Source organism: Streptomyces sp. NPDC001502 (genome assembly GCF_042894785.1).
GTDB classification, from domain to species: domain Bacteria; phylum Actinomycetota; class Actinomycetes; order Streptomycetales; family Streptomycetaceae; genus Streptomyces; species Streptomyces kutzneri.
On the sequence record NZ_JBIAVW010000024.1, the window covers coordinates 35655 to 62421 of the forward strand.

Consider the following 26767-nt stretch of genomic DNA (forward strand, 5'->3'; position numbering starts at 1 on the left):
GCCCGGGTCCGCGGGGTTCCGCGGACCCGGACCGGGCCATGGGGAGGTGGGAGCGCCGATGACGACGGACTGCCTGGAGCCGGGTCAGTCCTCCCAGTCGGCCTCGAGTTCGTCGATGTCGTCCTGGAGCAGATCCATCAGGAGGAGGTCGGACGGCATCAGGCCGCGGGTGTCCGAGGGGGCGGAGGAGTGGCCCGCAAGCGTCTCCAGTGCCTCGAACCACAGCTCGGTCAGCGACCGGATCTCGTGTTCCTCGAAGAGTCCGTCCGGCCAGGACCAGGTCACGCTCAGCTCCGCGCCGCCCGGACGGTCATGGGCGACCGCGTTCAGCTCCAGGCAGTGGCCGAACGGCATCCCGGGGTCCGCGGGGGAGATGCGCACCTGCTCCGGTGCCGCCCCCCAGTCGGCCGGCCCGGCCTGGTCGGTGCGTACCCGCCCCAGGTAGTTGAACGCGATCTGCGGGCCGGGGGCGTCGCGGAGCGCGGGGGCCGTACGCGGGTTGAGGTGGCGGAGCAGGCCGTACCCTGTGCCCTTGCCGGGCAGGGCGCGGATCTGCTCCCGGACCCGGTTCAGGGCGGTGCCCAGGGCGGGCCCGCCGTCCCGGACCTCGTGCCACTTGGCGCCGGGATCCAGCCGGACCGGGTGGGCGGAGGTGAACCAGCCGACCGTGCGCGACAGTTCCGACGTTCCCGTCTCGTCCCGCCCGTGTCCTTCCAGGCTGAGCAGGACCTGGCTGCCGCCCCCGCGGCCGCGCCGCCGCCGCCACTCGGCGAGGGCCAGCGCGAAACCGGTGAGCAGCACCTCGTCCACGCGGGCGTCCACGGCCGCGGGCACCGTGCCGAGGAGCGGTTCGGTGTACGTGGCCGGCAGTACGGCCGTGTGGTGGCGGGCCGTCGCCTTCGTGTCGCGGGCAGGGTCCAGGCGCCGCTCGGCGAGGACGGGGTCCGGCCCCGACACCATCCGCTGCCAGAGGGGCAGCTCGGCCTCGACGGCTTCGGTGCGGGCCCGTTCGGCGAGCCCGCGCGCCCAGGTGCGGAAGGAGGTCCCGGCGGGCTCCAGGACGATTTCACGGCCGGCCGCGGCATCGAGCCAGCCCGACATCAGGTCCGGGGCGAGGATCCGCCACGACACGCCGTCGACGACCAGGTGGTGCAGCATCAGCAGCAGTCGGCCCGGACGGTCCCCGCCCGCGTCGAACCAGACGACGCGGACCATGGCGCCGTCGTCGGGGGCGAGCTCCCGGCGCGCCGCCTCCGCATGCTCGGCGAGGACGGGCTCCAGCTCGGGCTCCGGGAGCGCGGACACCTCGACCCGGCGGACGCAGGGCGCCGCGTCCACCGTCCCGGCCGGCGGGACCTCCAGGGTCCAGCCGTCCGCGCCGGACCGGTCGAGGCGCGCGCGCAGCAGGTCGTGCCCGTCCAGCACGGCCTGCACGGCCGACACCAGGGAGTCCCGGGTCAGGGCCGCGGGCACCCGCAGCAGCACCGCCTGGTTGAACCCGTCGATCGGGCCGCCCAGGTCCCGCAGCCACCCCACGATGGGGGTCTGCGGCACCGTACCCGTCCCTCGGTCGGGCTCCGCCTGCCGGCCGTCCGGTGCGGCCGCGACCAGCGCGAGGCCCGCCACGGTCTGGTACTGGAAGACGTCCCGCGGGGTGAGCACGAGGCCGGCCTGCCGGGCCCGGCTCACGAGCTGGATGGAGACGATGCTGTCGCCGCCCATCGCGAAGAAGTTGTCGTCCACCGTGACCTCGGGCAGCCCCAGCAGCTCCGCGAACAGCGTGCACAGCAGCCGCTCCCGGTCGTTGCCCGGGCCCCGGCCGCCGCCGCCGGAGTAGTCGGGCGCGGGCAGCGCGGAGCGGTCGAGCTTTCCGGTCAGGGTGAGCGGCAGGGTGTCCAGGGGCACGACGGCCGAGGGCACCATGTAGTCGGGCAGGAGTGCGGCGAGGTGACTCCGCAGCGCGGCGGTGTCGACGGCGCCACCGTCCGCCGGCACCACGTAGGCGACGAGGCGCTTGTCGCCCGGACGGTCCTCGCGCACCACGACGACGGTCTGGGCCACGCCGTCGAACGATCCCACCGCCGACTCGACCTCGCCGAGCTCGATGCGGAAGCCGCGGACCTTGACCTGGGAGTCCGCGCGGCCCGCGAACTCCAGGACGCCGTCCGCGCGCCAGCGCACCCTGTCACCGGTGCGGTACATGCGGGTGCCCGGGGGCCCGAAGGGGTCCGCCACGAACCGCTCCGCCGTCAGCGCCGGCCGGCCGACGTAGCCGCGGGCCAGGCCTTCGCCCGCGACGTACAGCTCGCCGGTGACACCGGCAGGCACGGGCCGCATCCCCTCGTCGAGGACGTACACCCGGGTGTTGTCCATCGGCCGGCCGATGGGGAACGAGTTCCGTTCGACGTCCTCGTCGGTGATCGCATGGTGGACGATCGCCAGGGTCGCCTCGGTCGGCCCGTAGCTGTTGGTGAGCCGGGCCCCGGCGTTGTGCTCGCGCACCCGGCGGACCGCGGCCGCCGACACGGTGTCGCCACCGATCGTGACGTGGCGCAGGTCCCGGAAGCTCGCCGGGTGGTTCTCCGCGAGCAGCCGGAAGATGCCCTCGCTGAACGGTCCGACGGTGACGCCTCGTCCGGTGACGGTGGCGGCCAGGGCCGCGATGTCGGTGGACTCGCCCTCCAGGGCGACGATCCGCACCCCGCTCAGCAGCGGCACCCACAACTCGTAGGTGGACGCGTCGAACGACGGCGGCTGGTGCATCAGCTGCCGGTCGCCCGCTTCCAGTGCCCACCAGCGGTCCTTGACCAGGCCGACCACGTTGCGGTGGGTCACCGCGACGCCCTTCGGCTCACCGGTGGAGCCCGAGGTGTACATGATGTAGGCGAGCTGGTCGGGGTGGACGGCCACCTCGGGCGGGTCCGCGGGGCCGTCGGCCCGCAGCTCGGGCCCGTCGACGAGGACGACGGCGGCGGATGTCTCCGGCAGCAACCCGGACACCGTCCGGTCGGACAGCACGACCACGCTGCCGGTGCCGTCCAGGATGTGGCGCAGCCTGGCCTGCGGGCTGCGGCCGTCCAGCGGCACGTAGACCGCACCGGCCTTGGCGACGGCGATCGTCGCCACGACGCTGTCGACGCGCCTGCCGAGCAGCAGGGCCACCCGGTCCTCCGGGCGGACGCCGTGGTCGTGCAGCAGCCGCGCCACACGGCTGCTGCGGGCGTCGAGCTCCTCGTACGTCAGCTCCAGGGCCCCGCACTCCAGCGCCGTGGCCTTCGGAGAGCGGGCCACCCGCTCCCGGAACAGCTCGGGCAGCGACACGTCGGGCACCTCGTGGGCCGTGTCGTTGCGGGCGACCAGCAGCTCGTGCCGTTCCTCCTCGCCGAGCACCTCCAGGCTGCCGATGGGCAGGTCGGGTTCCGCGACCGCCGCGGCCAGGAGCCGCCGGAACCGGGCCGCGAGGGCCTCGACCGTGGGGCGGTCGAACAGGTCCTCGGCGTACTCGATCTGCCCCAGGATGCCGTCCGCCGCACCGTCGGCGGCGTACTGCTCCCAGAGGCTGACGGACAGGTCGAACTTCGCGACGGAGGCTTCGGCGCCCTCGACGCTCACGTCCAGTCCGGCCAGATCGGCCTCGGGCCGGCCGGTGTTGTGCAGGATCAGCATGGTCTGGAACAGCGGGTGCCGGGCCAGCGACCGCGCCGGGTTCAGCTCTTCCACGAGCCGTTCGAACGGCAGGTCCTGGTGCGTGTAGGCGGCCAGGTCGATCTCGCGGACCCGCGCGAGCAACTCGCGGAACGTCGGATTCCCGGCCGTGTCGGTGCGCAGTACCAGGGTGTTGACGAAGAAGCCGACCAGCTCGTCGAGGGCGTCGTCGGTGCGGCCGGCCACAGGGGTGCCCAGCGGAATGTCGGTGCCCGCCCCCAGGCGGGTCAACAGGGCGGCCAGGCCGGCCTGGAGCACCATGAACGGGCTCACGCCGTTCGCCCTGGCCAGGGCCATGAGCCCCGCGTGGGTCCCGGCGCCGACCGCCACGGGGACGCAGGCCCCCCGGTAGCTGGCGGCCTCCGGGCGCGGCCGGTCCGTGGGCAGGTCCAGCTCCTCCGGCAGCCCGTCCAGCGCGGCCGTCCAGTAGCCGAGCTGCCGGTGCAGCTGGCTGTCGGGGTCGGCCGCTTCGCCCAGCAGTTCACGCTGCCACAGCGTGTAGTCGGCGTACTGCACCGGCAGCGGCGTCCAGGCGGGCGCGCCGCCCTGCCGGCGTGCGGCGTACGCCTGCGACAGGTCGCGCAGCAGCGGGGTGAGGGACCAGCCGTCACTGGCGATGTGGTGCATCACCAGGACGAGCACCGCACTGCCGCCGCAGGTCAGCAGCCGCGCGCGCAGCGGCGCTTCGGTGACGAGGTCGAAGCCGCGCATGACGGTCTCCTGGATCGCCTCCGGAAGCTGCCCGGGGGCGATGTCGGCCTCCTCCAGCGCCGGCGCGCCCGCGACGGCGTCGATGACGTGCTGGAAGGGCGTGCCGTCCCGCTCGGGGAAGACCGTGCGCAGGCTCTCGTGCCGGCCTGCGACGTCACGCAGTGCGGCCCGCAGTGCGGCGCGGTCGATCTCGCCCGTGATACGCAGGACGAGCGGGACGTTGTAGGTGGCGCTGGGACCCTCCAGCCGGCCCAGGAACCACAGGCGGCGCTGGGCGAACGACAGCGGGACGAGGGCGCCCCGGTCCGCCGGGACCAGCCGCGGACGGGCCTCGTCCGGGGTGGAGAGGTGGCCGGCGAGGCCCGCGACGGTGGGGGAGTCGAAGATCGCCTTGACTCCCACCCGCACCCCGAGCGTGGAGGCGATGCGGCTGAGGAGCCGCATCGCGAGCAGCGAGTGGCCGCCCAGCGCGAAGAAGTCGTCGTCGATCCCCACCCGGTCCGTTCCGAGCACGTCGGCGAAGAGCCCGCAGAGGATCTCCTCCTCCGGGGTGCGCGGCGCGCGGCCGGCCGCGGAGGCGTCGAACCCAGGGGCGGGCAGTGCCGCCCTGTCGACCTTGCCGTTGGCCGTCAGCGGCAGCCGGTCCAGGACGACCACCGCGGACGGCACCATGTACTCGGGGAGCAGGTCCGCGAGATGGGTGCGCACCTGGCGGGACGTCACGCGCCCGTCGTCGCCGGGGACGGCGTACGCCACCAGGCGCTCGTCGCCCGGCTGGTCCTCGCGCACCACGGCCAGCGCCTGCCGCACACCGTGGGCGGACAGCAGCGCCGCCTCGACCTCGCCGAGCTCGATGCGGAAGCCGCGGAGCTTGACCTGGTGGTCGGCGCGGCCGACGTACTCCAGCGTCCCGTCGCGGTTCCACCGGGCCCGGTCCCCGGTGCGGTACATCCTCGTGCCGGCCCGGCCGTACGGGTCGGGTACGAACCGCTCCGCCGTCGCGGCAGGACGCCCGAGGTAGCCCCGCGCCAGACCGGTGCCCGCGATGTACAGCTCGCCCACCACGCCGTCCGGTACCGGCTGCAGCGCGGCGTCCAGCACGTAGGCGCGGGTGTTCCACATCGGCCGGCCCAGCGGCACCGGCCCCCCGGGCAGCGGGCTGCCCGCCGGGACACGGTGGTCGAGGACGCCGACGGTCGTCTCGGTCGGGCCGTAGTGGTTGATCAGCTCGACGCCCGGGTGCCGCTCCCGCCACCCGGCGAGCTGCTCGCCGTGCAGCGCCTCGCCGCCGGTCATCAGCTCGACGGTCGGGGAACAGGCGCCGGGCAGGGAATCGAGGATCGGCAGGTGGCTCGGGGTGACCTTGAGGAACGTCAGACCGCCCGGCACCGCCAGCCGTTCGTCCAGGTCGGCGATGTGGAGGCAGCCGCCGGCCAGGAGGGTGCCGTACAAGGTCGTGAGCCCGAGGTCGAAGGAGAGCGGCGAGTGCAGCAAGGTGCGGCCCGCCAGGCCCGCGTACCGGTCGGCGGCGCGCGCCGCGTACGCCGCGACGGAGCGCTGCTCCACGACGACGCCCTTCGGGGTGCCGGTCGACCCCGAGGTGTAGACGACATACGCGGCGTCCGACGGGTTCGGCGGACCAGGCCGGTCGTCCTCGCCGAGGGTGCTGCCGCAGTACCGCGCGAGCGCGGCGGCTACCTCCGCGCGGTCCACCGCCAGTGCCTCCCACGGGCCCTGTGCCAGGTGGGGGGCCGAAGCGAGGACTTCCTCCGTCGCCAGCAGCAGGCCCGGCCGCGCGTCCTTCAGCAGGACGGCGAGGCGCTCTCCGGGGTGTTCGGGGTCCAGCGGCAGGTAGGCGGCGCCCGCCTTGCCCACGGCCAGCATCGCCGTGACGGCCTCGGCCGAGCGCGGCAGGGCGAGCGCCACCAGGGTTCCGGTGCTCGCACCGCGGTCGACCAGCAGCCGGGCCAGCCGGTTGGCGTCGGCGTCGAGCTGTCCGTACGTCAGCTCCAGCTCCCCGCACACGACCGCCGCGGCATGCGGGGTGCGTGCGGCCTGCGCCTCGAACAGCTGCGGGAGCGTCGCCTGCGGCACCTCGTGCGCGGTGTCGGTACGGACGGCCAGCAGCTCGTGCCGCTCCCGGGCGTCCAGCACCGGCAGGGCGCTGATCGGCAGGCCCGGGTCGGCCGGCGCGGCTTCCAGCAGCCGGACGAACCGGTCGGTGAGGGACTCCACGGTGGAGCGGTCGAACAGGTCCGCCGCATAGCCGGCGGCGGCCTCGATGCCGAGGGGCGCGCCGTCCGCGCCGAACCGCTCGGCCATGCTGAACAGCAGGTCGAACTTGGCCATGTCGGGGTCGAACTGCTCGATCCGGGCGCGCAGGCCGGGGAACTCCACCTGCGGCCGGGTCAGGTTCTGCAGGACGAGCTTGACCTGGAAGAGGGGGTGGCGGCTGAGTGAGCGCTGCGGGTTCAGTGCCTCCACCAGTCGCTCGAAGGGCAGGTCCTGGTGGCCGAAGGCGGCTGTGTCCGCGTCCCGGGTGCGCTCCAGCAGCTCGCCGAAGGACGGATCGCCCCCGCTGTGGACCCGCAGGACCAGCGAGTTGACGAAGAAGCCGACCACGTCGTCCAGGGACTCCTCGGAACGGCCGCTCACCGATCCGCCGACGGGGATGTCCGTGCCGGCACCGAGCCTGGTCAGCAGCGCCGTCAGGGCGGCGTGCAACACCATGAACACGGTGACGCCGCGCGCACGGGCCAGGTGCAGCACCGCCGCGTGCGCCTCGGCCGTCAGCGCGAACGGCACCGAACCGCCTCGCCCGCCGGGAACCGCCGGCCGGGGTCGGTCGGCGGGCAGGGAGATCTCCTCCGGGAGGTCCGCCAGCGCCTCCGTCCAGTAGGCGAGCTGTCGGGACATCGCGCTGTCCGGATCGCTCTCGTCGCCGAGCAGGCCGTTGTGCCAGAGGGTGTGGTCGGGGTACTGGACGGGCAGCGGCTCCCAGGCCGGTTCCCGGCCGTCGAGGGCGGCCGCGTATGCGGCGGACAGGTCGCGGGCGAGCGGCGCCGTGGACCATCCGTCGCTCGCGATGTGGTGCGTGACGACGACCAGCACGTGCTCCTGCGGACCGAGCACCAGGAGCCGGGCCCGTAGCGGCGGTTCGCACGTCACGTCGAAGCCCCGGCCGACCTCCTCGGCGATCAGGGCATCGGGGTCCCGGCCCGTCGTGTCCAGCACCGGCAGCGCGGGACGGGCCTCGGCGGGATCGAGGACGACCTGCCGGGGCACGCCGTCCTGCTCGGGGAAGACGGTGCGCAGGCTCTCGTGGCGGGCCGCCACGGAGGCGAGGGCCTCGGCCAGCGCAGCGGTGTCGACCTCGCCGGAGAGGCGAACCACGAGGGGGATGTTGTAGGTGCCCTCGGCAGGGTTCAGCCGGTTGATGAACCACAGCCCTCGCTGGGCGTGGGACAGCGGTACCACCTGCGGCCGGTCCGCGCGGACCGGGCCGCGACCGGCCGGCCCCGCGGCCGGGAGCCGGCGGGCCAGACCCGCGACGGTCGGCGCGGAGAAGAGGTCGGCGACGCCCAGGTCGGCGTCGAGCGCCGCGCGTACCCGGGCCATCAGCCGGGTGGCCAGGAGCGAATGGCCGCCGAGTCCGAAGAAGTTGTCGTCGATGCCGACGGCGTCGACCTCCAGGAGGTCGGCGAAGATCCCGCACAGCACCTCCTCCTGCGGGGTCCGGGGCGCGCGCCGGTTCCCGGCCGTGAAGTCCGGCACGGGCAGCGCCTTCCGGTCCACCTTCCCGTTGGACGTCAGCGGCAGCGAGGCGAGCGGGACGAGGACCGACGGGACCATGTGCTCGGGCAGTGCGGCGGCCAGCGCCTCCCGCAGGGGCCCGACGTCCTGCGTGCCCACCACGTACCCGACCAGCCGGCTGTGCCCGGCCGCGGTGGTGACCACGTGGGCCACCGCATCGACGACCCCCTCCAGGGCCCGTAGCCGCGCCTCGATCTCGCCCGGTTCGACGCGCCGGCCGCGGATCTTCACCTGCGCGTCCCGGCGGCCGAGGAACTCCAGCTGTCCGTCCGGTCGGTGGCGGACGCGGTCCCCGGTCCGGTACATGACGCTGCCGTCGGCCGCGAAGGGGTCGGGCACGAAGGCGGCGGCGGTCCTGCCCCGGTCGTCCAGGTAGCCACGGCCGACGCCGGCGCCGGCGACGTACAGGTCGCCCGTGATGCCGGCGGGCACCGGCTGCAGCTCGTCACTGAGGACGTACAGCAGCGTGTTGCGGACCGGTCGGCCGATCGGTGCCGTGGTCCGCCCGTCCTCCGTCCCGTCCGCCGTGATCAGGGCGTGGGACACGTCGTCGGAGCACTCGGTCGGCCCGTAGGCGTTGACCAGGGGGACGTCCGCGAAGCGGGTGAACCAGCGCCGGCACAGTTCGGCCGGGAGCTCCTCACCGGTGACGACGAGCAGGCGCAGGTCCGGCAGGGCCCGGCAGCGCACGCCCTCGTCCCAGGCGTCGAGCGCCGCCCGCAGCACGGAGGGCACGACCTCCAGCACGGTGACGGCTTCACGGGCGGCCCGGTCGAACAGGCCGGGGGCGTCGGCCGCGAGGCCGTCCCCCACGGCCAGCACCCGGCCGCCGACGGCCAGCGGTGCGACCATCTGCCACACCGACACGTCGAACGTGAGCGGCGCATTCTGCACCACCGTGTCCCCGCGGGTCAGGCCGAGGTCGTCGACCTTGGCCAGCAGGTGGTTGTTCATCCCCCGGTGGTGCACCATGGCGCCCTTGGGCCGGCCGGTGGAGCCGGAGGTGAACATGACGTACGCGAGCCGCCCCGGAGCGGGCGCCGAGGCCTCCGCGGGCGCCACCACAACCCCGTCGGGCTCCGTGGTGCCGCAGGCGTCGAGCCGCAGTACGTCGACCGCCCCCTCCGCGGCCAGGGCCGCCGCGTCCGCAGCCGCGTGGCAGCCGGCGCCGGCCAGCAGCAGGCGCACGTGCGCGTCGGACAGCAGGGCGGCGGTCCGCGCGGCCGGCGCGCGGGTGTCCAGCGGCAGGTAGGCCGCGCCCGCCGCCAGGATGCCGAGGAAGGCGGTGACCGCGTCCCTGCCGCGCTCGGCGAGGACGGCCACCACCGGCTCGGGACCCGCCCCGCGCGAGCGCAGACGCGCAGCCAGCGCGTCGACGCGGTCCATCAGGTCCCGGTACGTGACGTCGCCGTCGTCGTCGGTGACCGCGATGGCATCGGGGCGCGCGGCGGCCATGCCGCGGATCCGGCCGACGAGGTCGGTGAGGGACTCCGGCGCCGACGTCCGGTTCCATTCCTGCAGCAGGTGGCGGCTTTCCTCGGGCGTCAGGATCGAAGCGCTCCCGATACGGGTCTCCGGGGCCTCGGCGGCGGTCTCGATCAGCCGGCCCAGCCGGACGAGCAGCGCCTCGGCCGTGGCCCGCTCGAACACGTCGGAGCGGAACTCCAGGGCGAGCAGGACACCGCCCGCGCCGTCGGCCGCCGAGAGGTCCTCCCGGACGGTGAACGAAAGGTCGACCTTGGCGCTGCCGGTCGCGACGTCGAGCAGTCCCAGGCGCAGGCCGGTGGCGGGCTCGGGCAGCCGGCGCTGCGAGCCGTCCATCGCCAGCATGACCTGGAACAGCGGTTGGCGGCCCGCCGAGCGCGTGGGGTTGAGGACCTCCACCAGCCGCTCGAACGGCAGGTCCTGGTTCCCGTAGTCGGCCAGGTTTCCCTCCCGCACCCGGGCCAGCAGATCGCGGAAGGCCGGATTGCCGCCCGTGTCCGTCCGCAGCACCAGCGTGTGGGTGAAGAAGCCCACCAGTGCCTCCAGCTCCTCGTCGCCGCGTGCGGCGGTGGGGACGCCGAGGGCGATGTCGGTGCCGGCGCCCAGCCGGGTCAGCAGCACCGCGAGCGCGGCCTGCACGACCATGAAGACGCTGGTACCGCTCGTCCTCGCCAGTTCGGCGACGCGCCGGTGGAGCCCGGGTTCCAGGTCGAGGGTGACCAGGCCGGCGGGGGCGGAACCGGTCGGTGCGAGCGGACGGTCGAACGGCAGGTCGAGGCTCTCCGGCAGGCCGTCCAGCCGCTGCTTCCAGTAGGCGAGCTGCCGCGCGGCACGGCTGTCAGGGTCGTCCTCGGAACCCAGCACGCGGTGCTGCCAGTCGGCGTAGTCGGCGTACTGCACGGGCAGAGGGGGAAGCTGTGGGGCCCGACCTGCGCACCGCGCCTCGTAGGCGGCGACGAGGTCGCGCAGCAGCGGCCCGAGGGAGTCACCGTCGGCGGCGATGTGATGGAGCAGCAGCAACAGCACGTGCCGGTCCGGTTCGACCGCGAACAGCGTCGCCCGCAGGGAGGGCTCGGCCGCGAGGTCGAAGGGGCGGGCCACCGCCGAGGCCATCCTCGCGGACAGCGCCGCAGCGGTGACGGCCTCGACGGACAGCACGGGAGGCGCACCGGCGTCGAGGACGAGCTGGACGGGAACGCCCTGGCTCTCCCGGTAGACGGTGCGCAGGATCTCGTGCCGGTCGGTGAGGTCGCCGATCGCCGACTCCAAGGCACCGCGGTCGAGTTCACCGTCGAGCGTGAGGACGAGCGGGATGTGGTAGGCGGCCGTGGAGGCCTCCAGCCGGTGCAGGAACCACAGCCGCCGCTGCGCGGGGGAGAGCGGGAGAACCCCCTCGCGCGGTACCGGGCGCAGGACCGGCAGGTCCTTTGCCGGGTTCACCAGGCGTTCGGCCAGGCGGGCCGGGGTGGGAGCGGAGAACAGGTCCTCCACCCCGCACTCCAGGCCCAGCACGGCTCGGACCCGGCGGCTCGTGCGGGCGGCCAGCAGGGAGTGGCCGCCCAGGGTGAAGAAGTCGTCGTCGATCCCGACGGAGTCGAGCCCGAGCGCCGCGGCGAAGATCTCGCACAGGGACTGCTCGCGCGTGGTCCGGGGCGCGCGCCGGGCGCCGGCCCCGTCCGAAATGGCCGGGCGGGGCAGGGCCGCGCGGTCGGTCTTGCCGTTCGCCGTGACCGGTACGGCGTCCAGGACGGTGAAGGAAGCGGGTACGAGGTGACCGGGCAGGGACCCGGCCAGCAGCTCGCGCAGCCCCGCCGGGTCGAGTCCGTCGCCGCAGGGCACGACGTAGGCGGCCAGCGAGGGCTCGCCCGAGGCGTCCTGGTGCACCGCCGCGGCAGCCTGTCCGACGCCGGGCAGGCGCAGGAGGGCGGCCTCGACCTCTCCGAGCTCCACCCGGTAGCCGCGGATCTTGACCTGCCCGTCGGCGCGGCCGACGAATTCGAGTGCGCCGTCGGGGCGCTGCCGTACGAGGTCCCCGGTGCGGTACATGCGTGTGCCGGGAGGCCCGAAGGGACTGGTGACGAACCGCTCCGCGGTCAGCGCGCGGCGCCCCAGGTAGCCCCGCGCGAGAGCGGGGCCCGACACGTACAGCTCGCCGGTGACACCGGGCGGCATCGGGTGCAGCGAGCCGTCGAGCACATGGACGCGGGTGTCGGGCAGCGGTGTGCCGATCGGCGGTTCCCCGTCGCCGTCGAGGGCGTCGCTCATGGTGGCGATCACGGTGGTCTCGGTGGGGCCGTAGGCGTTGACGAGGAGTCGGCCGGGCGCCCAGCGGGCTGCGAGTTCGGCCGGGGTGGCCTCGCCCCCCACGAAGAGGTTCATGTCCGGGGGCAGGTCGCCTTCGGCGTCCATCACGGCCAGGGAGGAGGGTGGAAGGAGCGCGTGGGTGATGCGGGCCTCGCGGGTGAAGGAGGCCAGCGGGTCGCCGGGCATGAGTTGCCGCCCGGGCGCCAGTACCAGGGTCGCGCCGGACAGCAGGCCCATGCACAGCTCCGCGACCGTGGCGTCGAAACCCATGGCGGCGAACTGCAGTACGCGACTGCCGGGCCCGATCCCGAGGCGCCGGGCGCACGCCTCGGCGAGTGCGGGGATGCCCGCGTGCGTGACCACCACGCCCTTGGGACGGCCGGTGGAGCCCGAGGTGTAGATGACGTAGGCGGGGTGGTCGGCGGTGAGCGGCACGGTCCGGTCGCCGTCGGCAGGATCGGTCGCCGGCCGGCCGGCCAGCTCCCGTACGACCGCCGCGTCGTCGAGGAGCAGGGGGAGACAGCCGGCCGCCTCGGCCGGGGCCGCGGTACCGGATTCCGCCAGGACGACGGCGGGAGCGGCGTCCCGCAGCACGTAGGCGATCCGCTCCGCGGGGTAGGCCGGGTCCACGGGTACGTAGGCGGCGCCCGCCTTGGCGACGGCGAGCGCGGCGATCACGAACTCCGGCGAACGGGACAGCAACAGGGCGACGCGGTCCTCCGGACCCACGCCCCGGGACGCCAGCGCGTGGGCGAGGCGGTTGGCCCGCCGGTTCAGCTCCGCGTAGTCGAGGACGGTTCCCGCGTACTCGACGGCCGGTGCCGCGGGCGAGGTCCGCACCTGCTGTTCGAAGAGCGCGGGCAGCGTCCGCCCGGCCGGAGCGCCGCCCGTCCGGCCGGTCGGCGCGGCCGGGGTCGGGGCTTGGGCCTCCGCGTCGCCGAGCAGGCCGAGCCGGCCGACGGGCGTGCCGGGTTCGCCCAGGGCCCGCGCGACACGGCCGATGAACTCCAGGTAGCCGTTCTGGACGGCGGCGGCCTCCCCGTCGCGGTACAGCTCCGGGTGGACATCGAAGTCCACCCGGATCCGGCTCCCGTCGGCCCGGTCGTACACGCAGACGGTGAGGTCCTCGATGAGCCGCAGCGACATGTTGTGAGCGTCGCTGCGGCTCCCGGCGAAGCGCAGGTCGTAGTCGAAGGGCACCACGTTGATGAGCGGGCCGAAGAAGCGGCGGTGGTCGTGGGGCAGCGCGAGGTCCCGCCGCAGGTCCTCACCGCGGTAGCGCTGGTGGGACACGACACCGCGGAGCGCGTCCCGGGTCCGTGCCAGCAGGTCGTCCACGGTCGTGTCGGGGGTGACGGCCACCCGTACCGGCAGGACGTTGGCCACCATGCCCGGCGCCAGGCGCGACCTCGCGTCGTGCCGGGCGGTGACCGGCAGTCCCAGCACCACGTCGGTGAGGCCGGTCAGGCGGTGGAAGAAGGCCGTGGTGGCGGCGATCACGATGCGGGACCTGGCGACCCCGATGCGCTCCGCCGCGGCCGTGAGGTCCTGCTGGACGTCCTGCGGCAGGTGGGCGGTGTGCCGGACGAACTTGGCCGTCGCGCGCAGCGGCCGGGCCGACAGGGCGATCGGTTCGGGCCGGTCGGCGAAGCGGTCCAGCCAGAAGGCGCGGTCCCGCTCGAAGTCCTGCGAGCCGCGGTAGGCGGAGTCGGCGTCGAGCAGGGTGCGCACCGACTCGAACGGGCACGGGTCCGGCTCGGTGCCCGACACCAGGGCGCTGTACACGTGTGCCACCCGGCGGACCAGCAGGGCCGCGCCCACCCCGTCGAGCAGGATGTGGTGGTACGCGTGGTACCAGAACCAGTGGTCGTCGCGGACGCGGAAGAGCGCGTAGGTGAACAGCGGCGAGCGGGTGAGGTCGATCCGCCGGCGCAGGTCCCGCCCCATCCACTCCTCGGCGGCGCGCCGCGGGTCGGGCTCACCGGACACGTCGACCGTCTCCAGCCGCCAGGACGGCGGCGGGCCCACCACCTGGCGGGGCCCGTCCGCGGTGTCGAGGAAGCGGATGTGCAGGGCGTCCGCCTCGGTGTACGTCTGCCGGAGGGCCTGCTCGAAGAGGGCGGGGTCGACCGGCCCATGGATTTCCAGGTATTCGGCAGCCCTGAATATCGGGCTGTCCGGATCGACCTGCGACGCGAACCAGACCCCGGCCTGGGCGCCGGTCAGAGGAAGGGTTCGCTCGCCGGCCGCGAAAGACTGAGATCGGTCCATGACTCCTCGCCACTCACTTCACTTGCGGGCGTACGGAGACGAATACGCTGGGAGTCTTCCGCAGCGTGCCTTCCGCACGGGAAACGGATCTGGATTTCCGGGCGAGCAGCCACTCCGGATTTCGCCAGGACACTATCCAGCCCGCCCCGGGGCGGGCTGGATGCGTTCTGTACGGTGAGCTGCCCCCGGTCAGGCGGCGGGCCGGCCGTGGTTCGCGTGGACCTTCTCCAGGACGCGGACCGCGGTGCCGCAACCGTCGTCGCCGCGTACCTTCTCCGCGAGTTCCGCCACCCGGCGGGCGATGGCGGGGTCCGTCGTGGCCGTGCGGATCGCGGCGGTCAGGCCCTCGGTGGTGAGATCGCGCAACTGGATGGGAGCGGGGGCCACCCCGATCACCTCCAGGTACTCGGCCCACATCAGCTGCTCCCGGTGGAAGGGGCAGGACACTTGGGGGATCCCGGCCAGCAGGGCCGCGTTGTGGGTGCCGGTACCGCCCGCGTGAACGGCCGCCTTGACGCGCGGGAACAGCCAGTCGTAGGGCACGTCCCGTGCCACGTACACGTCGTCCGCCGTCTCGGAGATCTTGATTCCGCCCCAGCCCTCCACGACGATCGCCCGGTTGCCGGTGTTGCGGACCGCCTCCAGCGCCATGCGGCCGACCCCCTCCGGGTCGAGGCCCCGCATGCTGCCGAAGCCGACGAAGACGGGCGGCTCCCCGGAGTCCAGGAACTGCAGCAGGTCCGCCGGCGGCTGCCATGCCCGGTGTGCGGGCAGCGACCAGAATCCGGTGGTGTGGACCCACTCGGGCCAGTCCTCGGAATGCCTGAGCACGTGGGGGCTGAAGCCGTGGATGACCGGCGTCGGGGAGCCGTCCGGGCGGTGGCGGAAGTCCATCTCGTCCGCACGGGGCGGCAGGCCCAGCGACTCGGCGCGCCAGGCCGTCACCATCGCGTGTGTCATGGGGTCGAGGGGCTCGCGGGCCGCCCGCTCGTGGTCCGCGAGGTTGTCGGGCCCCGAGCTCAGTCCCACCCCGGCCGGATAGTCACGGGAGGGGACGAAGTGGGGGTAGAGCGGGGCCAGTACGTGAGGCACGCCCAGCCGTTCGGCGATCTGGTGAATGGCCTGGCGGGAGGAGTGCGAGTAGACGATGAGGTCGGCGCCCCCGGCCGCCGCCTCCCACATCTCGCGGAGGATGATCGGGTAGAGGCGGGGCAGCAGCTCCTTGCCGAGGGACTCCCGCAGCCGCACCTGCGCGGGCGTGGGCCGGTCGTTGTTCATCAGGATCTCCTGCACGTCACGCCGGGCGTGCAGGTCCATCATCTCGTCGTTGAGCGGTGCGAATTCGACGCCGTACTCGGCCGCGAACGGTGCGAAGCGGCGCGGTCCGACCAGGACCCCGGTGTGGCCGGCCTGGTTGAGGGCGTAGGCCAGGGCCAGGTACGGCTGGACGTCTCCGCGGCTGCCGTGGTTCGAGTAGATCAGTGCCTTCACAGTGTTCTCTCCGTCGGGGGGTGGTGGTTCAGTTGCAGAGTTCCTTGAGCCGCGACACCAGCCCGGCCTCGCTCTGGCCGTCGTCCGGTACCGGCGTCACCTGGACGTGGGTCACACCCGCCGCCCGGTAGGCCGCCAGCCGGTCCTTGACGTAATCCTCGGTGCCGCACAGCGTGGTCGCCTGGAGCAGCTCCTGCGGCACGGCCGCCTCCGCGGCGGCCCGGTCGCCCGTGGCGTACAGGCGCTGGATCCTGTCGGCGTCGGCGCCGAATCCGTACCGGCGGATGAGCGCGTCGTAGAAGTTGTGGCCCGGAGCTCCCATCGCACCGATGAACAGGGCGAGTTGACGGCGTGCACGTTCGCGGGCGAGGTGTGCCCGGGGACCGATGGCCAGCAGGCCCCCCGCCGAGATGCGGAGCGGGCCCAGCGCGGGATCCCGCTTCGCCAGCCCCGCCCGCAGGTCCTCGCCCCAGGCCCGGTCCGACCATTCGGGGACGAAGAACATCGGCAGCCAGCCCTCCGCGATCTCCGCGGTCATCCGGACGTTGCGCGGGCCGAGCGCGGCGAGCCACACCGGGACCGATTCCCGCACGGGCGGGGACAGCAGTCGCATCGCCGTGCCCAGTCCGCTGCCCTCCGGGGCGGGCAGGGGCAGCCGGTGGAAGCGTCCGTCGTGGCGGACCGGCCCGTCGCGGCGCCATACCTTCCGCATGATCTCCACGGCCTCCCGGGTACGGGCCAGCGGGGCGGTGTACGGGACCCCGTGCCACCCCTCGATCACGCGGGGCCCGGACGCGCCCAGCCCCACGTGGCAGCGGCCGCCGGAGAGGGCGTCCACCCCGGCCGCCGTCATGGCGAGCACGGTCGGGGTGCGGGTGAAGAGCGGCATGATGCCCGACCCGATGTGGACGCGCTCGGTGCGTGCGGCGATGTAGCCCATGAAGCTGGGAGCGTCGTAGCCGTAGGCCTCGGGGACCCAGACCAGGTCCAGCCCGGCCTTTTCGAGCGCACTCACCCGGCGGGCCGACTCCACCGCGTCGCCGTCGTACTGGATCTGCATGGACACCTGCATGGGAGCCTCCGAGGGGGTGTGGCGGTCAGGGCTGCAGGACCGGTCGGAGCTGGGCCATCTGCTCCTTGACGAGGAACTTCTGGACCTTCCCGGAAGGCGTCGTGGGCAGGGCGTCGAGCAGGTACCAGAGCTGGGGCACCTTGTAGGGCGAGAGCTGTTCCCGGCACGCGGTCCGCAGCGCCTCCAGGTCGACGGTCCGGCCCGGCGCGGGCAGCAGGCCGGCGGCGACGATCTCGCCCCAGGCGTCGTCGGGGATGCCCACCACGACCGCCTCCTGTACGGCTTCGTCGTGCAGCAGGCACCCCTCGATCTCCGCCGCCGAGATGTTCTCGCCGCCGCGGATGATCACGTCGCTCAGCCGGCCGATGATCCGCACCGCCCCGGTGGCGTCCATCGAGCCGAGGTCGCCCGTGTAGAGCCAGCCGTCCTCGTCCGTCTTGGCCGCGGTGGCGTCCGGGTCCCCGAAGTAGCCGAGCATCTGCTGGTAGCCGCGGGCGCAGATCTCGCCGGGAACGTCGAGGGGCTGCGTGTGCCCGTACTCCGGGTGGCTGATGCGGCACTCGACGTGCGGCAGCGGCCGGCCGACCGTCACGGACTTCTCCACCGCGTCGTCCTCGGGCCGGGTCAGGGTGAGCACCGAGGCCAGCTCGGTCTGCCCGTAGAGGTTGAAGACGGTGGTGTCGAAGAGCTGTTCCACCTCGGCGATGAGCCGGGAGCGGACGGGGGCCCCTCCCGTGAGCACGGCACCGACGCGGGGGGCTGCGGCCTCGTCCTGGCGCGCGGCGTGGGCCAGTGCCGTCAGCACGGTGGGCACGCTGGTCAGGACCGCGTCGGGGGTGTCCCGCAGCACCTTCAGGAGCAGACGGGGGTCGAACCGCTCCAGGAGGATGAAGGGACCGCCGCACCACAGCGGGCCCAGGCACGAGATGACGCAGCCCGCCGTGTGGAACATGGGGAGAGGGGAGACCACCGCCGCCCCGTCGGGGATGCCGAGCACGTCGAAGGTGAACCGCGAGACGTTCACGACGGCCTGGTGGGACAGCAGTACCGCCTTGGGCAGTCCGGTCGTACCGGATGTGAACTGGATCTGCGCCGGCACGGCCGAGGCGGCGCGCTCGCGTTCGGCGGGCACCGGTGTACTGCCGTGGAGCTCCTTCCAGTCGGAGAGCGGGACGATGTGCTCCAGCAGGGGGAGCTCGCCCCGGACCTCCTCGACGACGGAGGCCATGTCGTACCCGCGGCTGTGCTCGGCGTACAGCAGCATGGCCGAGGCCGACGCGCGCAGGGCGTGCAGCAGCTCCCGTGCCCTGAGCGCCGGGTTGAGGGCGACGAGCGTCACGCCCGCGAGGGCGGCTGCGTACTCCGCGATGGGCCACTCGGCGACGTTCGGGGCCCAGATCGCGACCCGGCCGCCCACGGGCACGCGTTCACCGATGCCGGCCGCGACCCGCTCGGCCTCGGCCAGCACCTCCGCGTAGGTCCAGCTGCGCGGTTCGCCTTCCTCCGGCACGGACACCAGGGCCACCTGCTCCGGTCGTGCCGCGGCGACCTCCCGCAGCAGGGAGCCGACGGTGTGGGACGCGAGGGCGCTGCTCGTGTCGGAGGTCCAGTGCGACTCGGTCAGCATTCTTCTGCCGCCGGGGAGGGCCCGTGGCGGGGACGTGTTCTGCAAGGTCATGAATCACTCCGTGTACGGATCGGGAGGAGCACGCGGCGCACTGCGCCCCGGGCAGCCGAGGGCAGGGCAGCACAAAGGGAAGGGAGGAAGGTGATGAGGAGGGAAGAGGGAGCGGAGGACGAGAAGCAGCCGGTGGAGGCGGAGGAGGCCGCTCAGGGCTGCGGTTCTCTGGCGTGGAGCCGGACCAGCGGGGAGAAGACGTACGTCTCCTCGTGGCCGTCGGTGGGCTGGATCAGCTGCTGGTCGACGAGGCGCTCCAGGAGGTTGTCCGCCTGCTGGGGCGAGCACCCCAGCAGGAGTGCGGCCGTGTCGGCGGAGAAAGCGCCTTCCACCGCGCACGCGAGCTCGTGCAGCGCCCCGCGTTCGGCGGGCGCCAGGGAGGCGAGGCTGCCCTCCAGGCGCGGACGCACGGCCAGCGCACCCTGGGCGAGCGTGTCGAGGCGGTGGTCCTCGTCGCGCAGCCGCTGCGCCATGTGGGCGAGCTTCCAGTGCGGGCGCATGGCCAGGCGCAGGCCGACGATCCGGATGGCGAGCGGCAGTGCGTCGCAGAGTGCGACGATCTCGGCCGCCGCTTCGGCCTCCTCGGCCGTCCGGTGCTGGCCGACGATGCGGGCCAGGAGTTCCCGTGCCTGTTCCGTGGTGAAGCTGGGGATGCGGAAGTGGCGGGCGTCCTCCAGAGCTGCCAGCGGCTCCCGGCTGGTCAGCAGAACAGAGGTGTTGAAGCCGCCCGGCAGCAGCGGGCGCGCCTGCTCCTCGTCCGCGACGTTGTCGAGGACCACCAGCGTGCGCCGGTCGACGAGCAGGCTGCGGTAGAGCGTCACGCACCCGGCCAGCGACCTGGGGACGTCCTGTTCGGCGACCCCCAGGGCCTGGAGGAGCTGGGACAGCGCCGCCTGGGCGGGGAGCGGCTCGGGCGTGTTGCCGCGCAGGTCCGCGTACAGCTGGCCGTCGGGGAAGTGCGGGCGGCTCGCGTGCGCGGTGCGGACCGCCAGTACCGACTTGCCGGCGGCGGCCGGTCCGTAGAGGGAGACGACGGAGGCGCTGCCGATGGCCGACGCGCAGCGGCTCGTGGTGAGGGTGCGGAGCACGGGGTGGTGCTCGCTCCGGCCGACGAAGTCCTCCGCGTCGCGCGGGAGGAGGCAGGGGGAGACCGGCCCCTGGCGCTGTGCCGGTCGAGTGGGGGGACCGACCGGCCACGACGGCGCACCCTGGCCCAGGATGGACAGGTGCGCGGCCCGGAGCTCTGCGCTGGGCTCGATGCCGAACTCCGTGCGGAGCGTCGACTCCAGCTCGGTGTAGACGGCCAGGGCGGCGACCTGCTGCCCTGAGCCCGCGAGCGCGACCATGAGGCGGGAATGCAGTCCCTCGTGCAGCGGGTGGGCCCGCTGGACCTGCCGCAGCCACGGAACGGCCTCGTCGTACTGGCCCGCGCCGATGGCGAGGTCGGCGAGGCGCAGGGTGGCGGCGAGATGGATGCCGTAGTAGTCGGCCACGGCCGGGTGGGCCCTGAGCCGTTCGCCGAAGCCTTCGAGGAGCTCGCCGGTGTACATCTGCACGACCCGCGCGAGGGCCCGGTGCTCGCTCGGTATGTCGCCCAGCTGCCGGGCCGCGCCGGCCGCGGCGGACAGCTCCTGGAACTGGAGCAGGTCGATCTGCTCCTGGTCGATGCAGAGTTGGTAGCCCTCGGAGCGCCGGATGATCGAAGGGGCGCCCAGCTCCTCGGACCGGTGGCGGTCGAGGAAGCCGCGCAGACGCGAGACGTGCGTGTGTACGAGCTGCTGGAAGGAGTACGGGGGCTCCTCGCCCCACAGCACGTCGACGATCTCGTTGCGGTGGACCACCTGGTTGGAGTTGAGTGCGAGGAGCGCCAGGAGGTGCCGCTGCTGCGGTGTGCCGATGTCCAGTTCGACGGTGCCCCGCAGAGCGGCGAAGGGACCGAGGAGCCGGATGCCGAACTCCGCCGTCTCGTCGTACGTTTCGGCGAGCAGCGGTCCGCCGGTGTGGGCGGCCGTGCAGAGCTGAGGTTCGTTCAGGGCCTCGGCCAGACGTTGCAGGGACACCGCACGGGGCCTGGGGACCCGGTCCTGCTCGATCTCGCGTAAGGTCCGCATGCTCAGGCCGGACTGTTCAGCCAGCATCCGCTGGCTCATGCCCACCCGCTGCCTCAGATGACGCACCAGATTGCCCAATGAACTTGTGGTCAGGCCACTTACGGCCGGTTCTGTCTTCATGAAATCCCCCGATCCGAAGACATGCTTGATCGCATTCGATCATGGTTGTGGCGAGGCGGCATCATCAATAAGTGCCGCTGAAATGAGTGTCAATTTCCCTTCCGAATAAATGATTTGACGGTGGACCGGCTACCGGCTACCTGGGCAGCCGGGTGCCCACACCGGCGGCGACGGCCTTGGCGTGGATGACGTCCGCCAGCGCGATGTCGTGGACGCCCATGCCGAACGGATTGATCACGACGCGATGGTGTGACTCGATGGCCCGGCCGTATTCGCCCGCAACGAGAGAAGACAGCTCCGCGTCCACGGCCCGCCCGCCGTTCCGGTGGTGAGGGTCAGACCCGAGCGGGGCCGATGCGGCGCTCCCGGGAGCGGTCACCCGGCCCGACCGGGCGAGCCTTCCGAGCAGCCGGTGGTCGTCTCCGCTCACCAGCTCCCAGTCGTCCACGAAAAGGTGGTCGCAGCCCGTCAGCATCCCTTCCGAGGCGTCGTCCAGGGAGACGTTGACGAACGTGGCGCCCGCGGGCATCCAATCCAGTTCCACATAGGACTCGGTCGTCGTCGTGGCCGCGATGGTGAGTTCCGCCCCGCTGACGGCCTCCTGCGCCTGTGCCGTCTCCCGCACGTCCACGCCCGGCGCTGCCTCTCGCCACTGCGCCGCCAGCCGCGCGCGGGACGCGGGGTCGCGGTCGTACAGCAGCACTCGTCGAATCCGTCCGCATTCGGCCAGCAGCAGCTCCGTGTGGGCCCGTGCCTGCCGGCCGCAGCCGAGGAACGCCACGCTCGTCACGGACGTCAGGCCCCTGACCGCGTCGACAGCGGCGAGGGAGACACCCGCGGTGCGCAGGGCGCTGATCCGGGCGCCTTCCATGACGCAGTTCGGGTGCGCGGTCTCCGGGTCGGCCAGCACGATCAGGCCGGCCGCCCGGTCGATTCCCCGGCCGTGGTTGCCGAGCGAACTGTTGATGATTTTGCATCCGTAGCCGGAGCCCGACCATCCGGGCAGGATCAGACTGCGGGCCGAGGCGCCGGAGGGCGTGGTCCAGCGCAGCGCCGCCTCCGGAGTGAGGCCCGCCGTACCGTCGCGGAAGGCCAGGAGCGTGTCGCGGACCAGATCGACGACCCTCAGACCGCGGCTCAGCTCCTCGACCTGCGCCCCCGTGAGGTATCGGATCGTGGTGTCGGGCTCGGTGCTCACTCTGGCTCTCCGTTCTCGAGTCGTGCCGCTCCCAGGGCCTTCAGGACGGTCAGGACTCCGCGGTCCGGTTCCGGCGGCGCCGGAAGGGGATGGACGTATATCTGTTCGTACTTGTCTCCGGCATCGGGGCAGATGCATACGACCTCCCCATCACCCGGCGTGTCGAGGGTGTGCAGGAGTGCGGCCAGTACGGCGGCCCCGCCCGAGCCGCCGAGCCGGACGCCCGTGCTCTCCGAGAGCCCGTGGCAGGCCATGGCCGCGTGCACGTCGTGCACGGTCAACGCCCTGTCCCACTCGTCGCCCGTCAGGAACCGCGATCTCTGCCCCGAGCCGAAGCCGGCGAGCTTGAACGGGCGCTCGCCCACTGCCCCGCCCAGCGCCGCCGATCCCACCGCGTCCACGGCCAGCAGCCGTGTCCGCGGCCGGTGCTCGCGGAAGTAGCGGGCGATTCCCGCCAGCGTGCCGCCGGTGGACACCGCCACGGACACGGCGTCGAGCCGGTGCGCGGGCAGCGCGCGCGCCAGCTCCGCCGCCGTACCCCACTGGTGCGCACGGGGATTCGCCGGGTTCTCGTACTGGTCGGTCCACACGGCGGTCGGGTCGTTCGCCAGGATGTCCCGGACGGCTGCCAGCCGGGCGTCCAGGGTCCGGCCGCCGGGCACCTCGCGGACCACCACCACCTCGGCGCCGTGCGCCGCCATTTCGTCGCGGCTGCGCTGGGGCGTGCTGGGCTCGACGACCAGGGTGCACCGGTACCCACGCTGGGCGCAGAGCCCGGCCAGCGCCACGCCGAGGTTCCCCGAGGTCGACTCCACCACACGGCTTCCCGGGCCGAGCCGGCCGGCCGCCTCCAGCGACCCCAGCAGGGCATGCGCCGTACGCGCCTTGATGGAGCCGAAGGAGTTCTCCCCCTCCATCTTCAGCCGCACACGTACGGTGCGGCCGCCGAGCGGGACCCGGAGGGAGAGCAGAGGGGTGCCGCCTATGACGCGCCGGCGCGACGCCAGTCCGCCGCTCACCTGTTCGATGCTTCCCGGGTCGGGGCGCAGACGCCGCCCGGCCCGATCTGGGACAGGTCGTAGCCGACCGGGTAGCCCGGGTAGGTCCTGGCTGTCGGACGGGTCAGCAGCCGGCCGACGGGCTCCGGCGCGAACCGCTCCGCGAGCGCGTGCCCCCGCAGCCCGATACGGTTCAGAGCGCGCGCCCAGCGCGCCGGCGGGGCGATGCCGAGCATCTGCAGCGCCGGCCCGTCGAGCCGGCACGGCAGCGTGGCTCCCACCAGGGCGTCGAGGGGGCGCGGATACCAGGACGAGTAGAGCCGCAATAGCGACATGCCGACGCGGTGGTTGCTCGGGGCGGGCCGGAACATCCGCTGCTCGTATTCCCGGTTGAACCGCTCGAACTCGGCGTAATCCGTGGGGAGTTCCTTGATGTTCATGCGCTCGCCCACGGCCAGGAAGAAGTGGAACGCGGCGAGCTTCTCCACTGTGCTGACCCGGCGCCAGGCCCAGCGGTCGATCCAGCGGACCGGCTCGAAGATGAAGGTGGAGAGCACATACAGCATGTCCTCGTTCGCGATGTCGAAGCGGGCGTGGGCGCGGTTGATCTGGCGCAGTGCCTGACGGCCGCGCTCGGAGTCGTAGCCGGCCTTGACCATCTCGCCGAGCAGGATGCGGGTGTCGTCGTACCGTTTCTGCGCCCGGTGGGCGAACTCTCCGGTGCCGTCGAGCAGCTCGGAGATCACCGGCACGCAGCAGGTCCGCCAGATCGCGACCTCCAGGCCGCGGCCGTAGTCCCAGGGGAACTCCCGGTCGGAGGAGATCCGGTGGATCAGCTCGTGGTCGGCCTTGGGGTCCAGCGTTTGCAGGTGGCGGAGCGTGGCATAGCGGTTTCGCATGTCCGAAGGCCTCCGGGGTCAGAGCGGCGTGATGCCGGAGGCGTCGACGACGCCGGGGCGGGCCGGGTCGAAGCGGCCCGTCTCGAATCGCCACTGCAGCTGCCCGCTCATCCAGGTGCGCAGCCCCTCCACGTGGAGTTCCAGCGCCTCGCGCATCCCCTCGTCGGCGCCCGCCCGGCGCGCTTTCGGGTAGCAGGCCGCGGCCAGTTCGGTGAAGCGGTCCACTCGGCCCTGGATCATCCCGGCGACGGCGTCGGCGGCCGTCTGCAGGTCCGTGCCGTTGGCCCGCCGGTACACCAGCACGAGGTTGTGCGGGTCGCCCAGCAGCGCCTCCTTCTCGCAGGAGAAGAGGTCGTTCGTCCACAGGTCCGCGTCCGACAGGGCCTGATTCATCTCCGCGAATTCCGGAAGTCCGTACACCGCCTCCGGTATTTCCCAGTGCCGGGCGACTTCGACCAGGTCGAGATAGGGCATAAGGGCGCAGCCGCGCATGCGCAGATACTCGTCGAATTCTGGCTCCCGATCGGCCGCGCGATTCCCGGCCTCCCAGGTGCATGTCTCGAAGAATTCGGCGATGTGGGCCGTGAACCTTTTCCGCCAGACCGGCGTGGTGTAGGCGCAGGTGCGTTCCCACAAGTCGCGGAACGCCGGCCGGAAGGCCGCGGTGAACGAGTCCTCGCCGGCCGTGTCCGCGACGGGTCCCGGACCCTCGGGCGGCAGCCAGCCGAGCACCGTCGCGCACACCAGGCGCATCCGCTCGGGGTCGGTGCCCAGCCGTGTCTCGTCGAACTGGTCGTCCAGGACGAGCAGGCAGCTGATCCAGTCGGTCACCAGGGCCAGTTCGGCGAACCCGGCATAGGGATACGCCCGGGACATCAGCGTGCCCAGCAGGGAATCCTCGTGGTGTCGCCGCGAGGCCTCGTCCGGGACCAGGCCGAACCTGCGGACGAATGCACGGGTATGCCCCTCCACGCGATCGGCGAGCGGGCTTATGTGCGGGAGGAATTCGACCTTGATATGCGGAATTTGCAGAGGGGGAGTCATCGCGCCAACCGTTGATTGGGAAATCGACGTGCCCGATCGTACGGTCAGCTGATCCACCCCGACTGGACGCCGCCTATATGCAGAACTGCCTCTTGAACGGGCGGAAGGCCGGGGTAGGTTTTGCGTTGATTCACCAAGGCGGGCAGCTCGACAGCTTTCGCTCGTCCGGTATCCAAAGCAGAGGCGTCACATGTCTTCTTCGATTCCCGCGGTCATCTCGTGCGGTGGATGGATTCGCCGGTACCGCCACGTTCCCTCACCCCGGCTGCGCCTGGTGTGCTTCGCCCATGCCGGGGGGTCGGCCGGCACCTTCCGAGCCTGGCCCGCCCTGCTCCCGCAGGACGTGGAGATGCTCGCGGTGCAGTACCCCGGCCGGCAGGACCGCTTCGGCGAACCGTGCGTGGACTCCATGGAGCCCATGGCCGCGGGCATCGCCGCGGCGCTGCCCCCCTTCCTGGACCGGCCGGTCGCGTTCTTCGGCCACAGCCTGGGCGCAGCCGTGGCCTACGAGGTCGCCCTGCGCCTGGAGCGGACGCACGGCGCGCCGCCGGCCCACCTCTTCGTCTCCGGCAGGTCCGCCCCGTCGCGGCCGCGCCCGTCCAGGAACCTGCACCGGCTCGACGACGACGCCCTGTTGGAGGAACTGAGCGCGCTGGGCGGCATGGACGGGCAGGTGCTCGCCGACCGCGACCTCCGGTCCGTGATCGTGCCGGCGCTGAGGGCCGACGTCCGGATCGCCGAGACCTACCGGGCGGAGACAGGCCCGCGGACCGGCGCTCCGGTGACCGCCTACCACGGTGACCTCGACGCGAGCGTGGAGGCGGCGGACGTGCGGGCCTGGTCCGAGCACACCGCCTCGGACTTCGCGTTCCGGGCCTTCGCGGGAGACCACTTCTACCTGCAGGAGCGGGCGCCCGAGCTCCTGGCGGACCTCACCGCCCGGCTCGACGGCGCCGGACGCCCGGGACGGGCGGCATGAGCTCCCCCACGGTCCTGGCCGAGCGCATCGGGGCGGACGTCATGCTCGTGACGCTCAACCGGCCCCACCGCAAGAACGCCCTCACCGACGGGATGCTCGCGGAACTGGAGGCGCTGTGCGGCAGTGTGGCCGAGAACGCCTCCGTCAGGGCCGTCGTCCTGAACGGCGCCGGCGGGGTCTTCTGCTCCGGCTTCGACCTGGACGGCATGGAGGGCATGACCTCCATGCCCCCGCTGGAGCTCCAACGCCGGGTGGAGCGCCAGGCCGGTGCGGTCAGGGCCCTGTACGGGCTGCCGCAGGCGGTGATCGCCGCCGTCGCGGGCCCGTGCATCGGCGCCGGCCTCTCCCTGGCGCTCGCCGCCGACGTCCGCCTGGCCGCCCCGGACACCCGCTGCCGCGCGGCGTTCGTGCGGGTCGGGCTCTCCGGGGGCGACCTGGGCGCCTCCTGGCTGCTGCCGCGGATCGTCGGGCTCGGCTCCGCCCTCGACCTCCTGCTCAGCGGGCGGACCGCCACCGCCGAGGAGGCGCTCGACCTGAGGCTGGTGAACCGGGTCGTACCCGGCGACGCCCTGCTGTCGCAGGCGCTCGCACTGGCCGCGGACATCGCGACCAACAGTCCGGTCGCGGTCGCCGTCACCAAAGCCGTCGTGCACGCCAACGCGGGCGCCGCGTCCCTGGCGGACGCCCTCGCCCGCGAATCGGCCGCGCAGGTCGTCACCGCGAAGTCGGCGGACGTCGAGGAGGCCGTGGCCGCATTTCGCGAGGGGCGCCCACCCCGGTTCCCCGGACGGTAGATCCCGGCGGCGAGGCCGACAGGCAGCCCGAAAGAGGCAGTTTGTGCCGTATAGCAGGCGTCCAGCCCTCCCGCACCGGACCTGCCTAGCATCG

The 26767-nt window shown here is 73.1% G+C and carries 11 protein-coding genes; 2 read left to right on the forward strand and 9 right to left on the reverse strand.

Annotation, left to right across the window (positions count from 1 at the left end; translation table 11 throughout):
- Nucleotides 1-84 precede the first annotated feature (84 nt).
- From ACFY0D_RS32540 to ACFY0D_RS32580, 9 genes are all read right to left on the reverse strand, one after another.
- Nucleotides 85-14289, reverse strand: coding sequence for an amino acid adenylation domain-containing protein (locus ACFY0D_RS32540; protein ID WP_390801545.1), 14205 nt, complete (start codon nt 14287-14289; stop codon nt 85-87).
- Between the two features lie 189 nt (nt 14290-14478).
- A complete protein-coding gene (locus ACFY0D_RS32545; RefSeq protein WP_390801546.1) occupies nt 14479-15780 on the reverse strand; it encodes a glycosyltransferase in 1302 nt (433 codons plus the stop codon).
- Between the two features lie 28 nt (nt 15781-15808).
- Nucleotides 15809-16852: an LLM class F420-dependent oxidoreductase gene (locus tag ACFY0D_RS32550; protein ID WP_390801547.1), complete on the reverse strand. Its 1044-nt coding sequence runs from the start codon at nt 16850-16852 to the stop codon at nt 15809-15811.
- Nucleotides 16853-16877: 25 nt separating this feature from the next.
- Nucleotides 16878-18530, reverse strand: a complete 1653-nt coding sequence (locus tag ACFY0D_RS32555; RefSeq protein ID WP_390801548.1) for a class I adenylate-forming enzyme family protein — start codon at nt 18528-18530, stop codon at nt 16878-16880.
- Between the two features lie 152 nt (nt 18531-18682).
- A complete protein-coding gene (locus ACFY0D_RS32560; RefSeq protein ID WP_390801549.1) occupies nt 18683-20761 on the reverse strand; it encodes a BTAD domain-containing putative transcriptional regulator in 2079 nt (692 codons plus the stop codon).
- Nucleotides 20762-20897: 136 nt separating this feature from the next.
- On the reverse strand, nt 20898-21959 hold the full coding sequence (locus ACFY0D_RS32565) for an ornithine cyclodeaminase (protein ID WP_390801550.1): 1062 nt from the start codon (nt 21957-21959) through the stop codon (nt 20898-20900).
- Nucleotides 21956-22978 (reverse strand): pyridoxal-phosphate dependent enzyme, encoded by a 1023-nt coding sequence (locus ACFY0D_RS32570; RefSeq protein WP_390801551.1) that lies wholly within the window; start codon nt 22976-22978, stop codon nt 21956-21958. The genes ACFY0D_RS32565 and ACFY0D_RS32570 overlap by 4 nt, the downstream gene beginning before the upstream one ends.
- A complete protein-coding gene (locus ACFY0D_RS32575; RefSeq protein WP_390801552.1) occupies nt 22975-23856 on the reverse strand; it encodes an oxygenase MpaB family protein in 882 nt (293 codons plus the stop codon). The genes ACFY0D_RS32570 and ACFY0D_RS32575 overlap by 4 nt, the downstream gene beginning before the upstream one ends.
- An 18-nt stretch (nt 23857-23874) precedes the next feature.
- A complete protein-coding gene (locus ACFY0D_RS32580) occupies nt 23875-24900 on the reverse strand; it encodes a hypothetical protein (RefSeq protein ID WP_390801553.1) in 1026 nt (341 codons plus the stop codon).
- Between the two features lie 190 nt (nt 24901-25090).
- Here ACFY0D_RS32580 and ACFY0D_RS32585 point away from each other — a divergent pair, with 190 nt between their 5' ends.
- On the forward strand, nt 25091-25879 hold the full coding sequence (locus ACFY0D_RS32585) for a thioesterase II family protein (protein WP_390801554.1): 789 nt from the start codon (nt 25091-25093) through the stop codon (nt 25877-25879).
- Nucleotides 25876-26673, forward strand: a complete 798-nt coding sequence (locus tag ACFY0D_RS32590) for an enoyl-CoA hydratase/isomerase family protein (protein WP_390801555.1) — start codon at nt 25876-25878, stop codon at nt 26671-26673. The genes ACFY0D_RS32585 and ACFY0D_RS32590 overlap by 4 nt, the downstream gene beginning before the upstream one ends.
- The last annotated feature ends 94 nt before the right edge of the window (nt 26674-26767 follow it).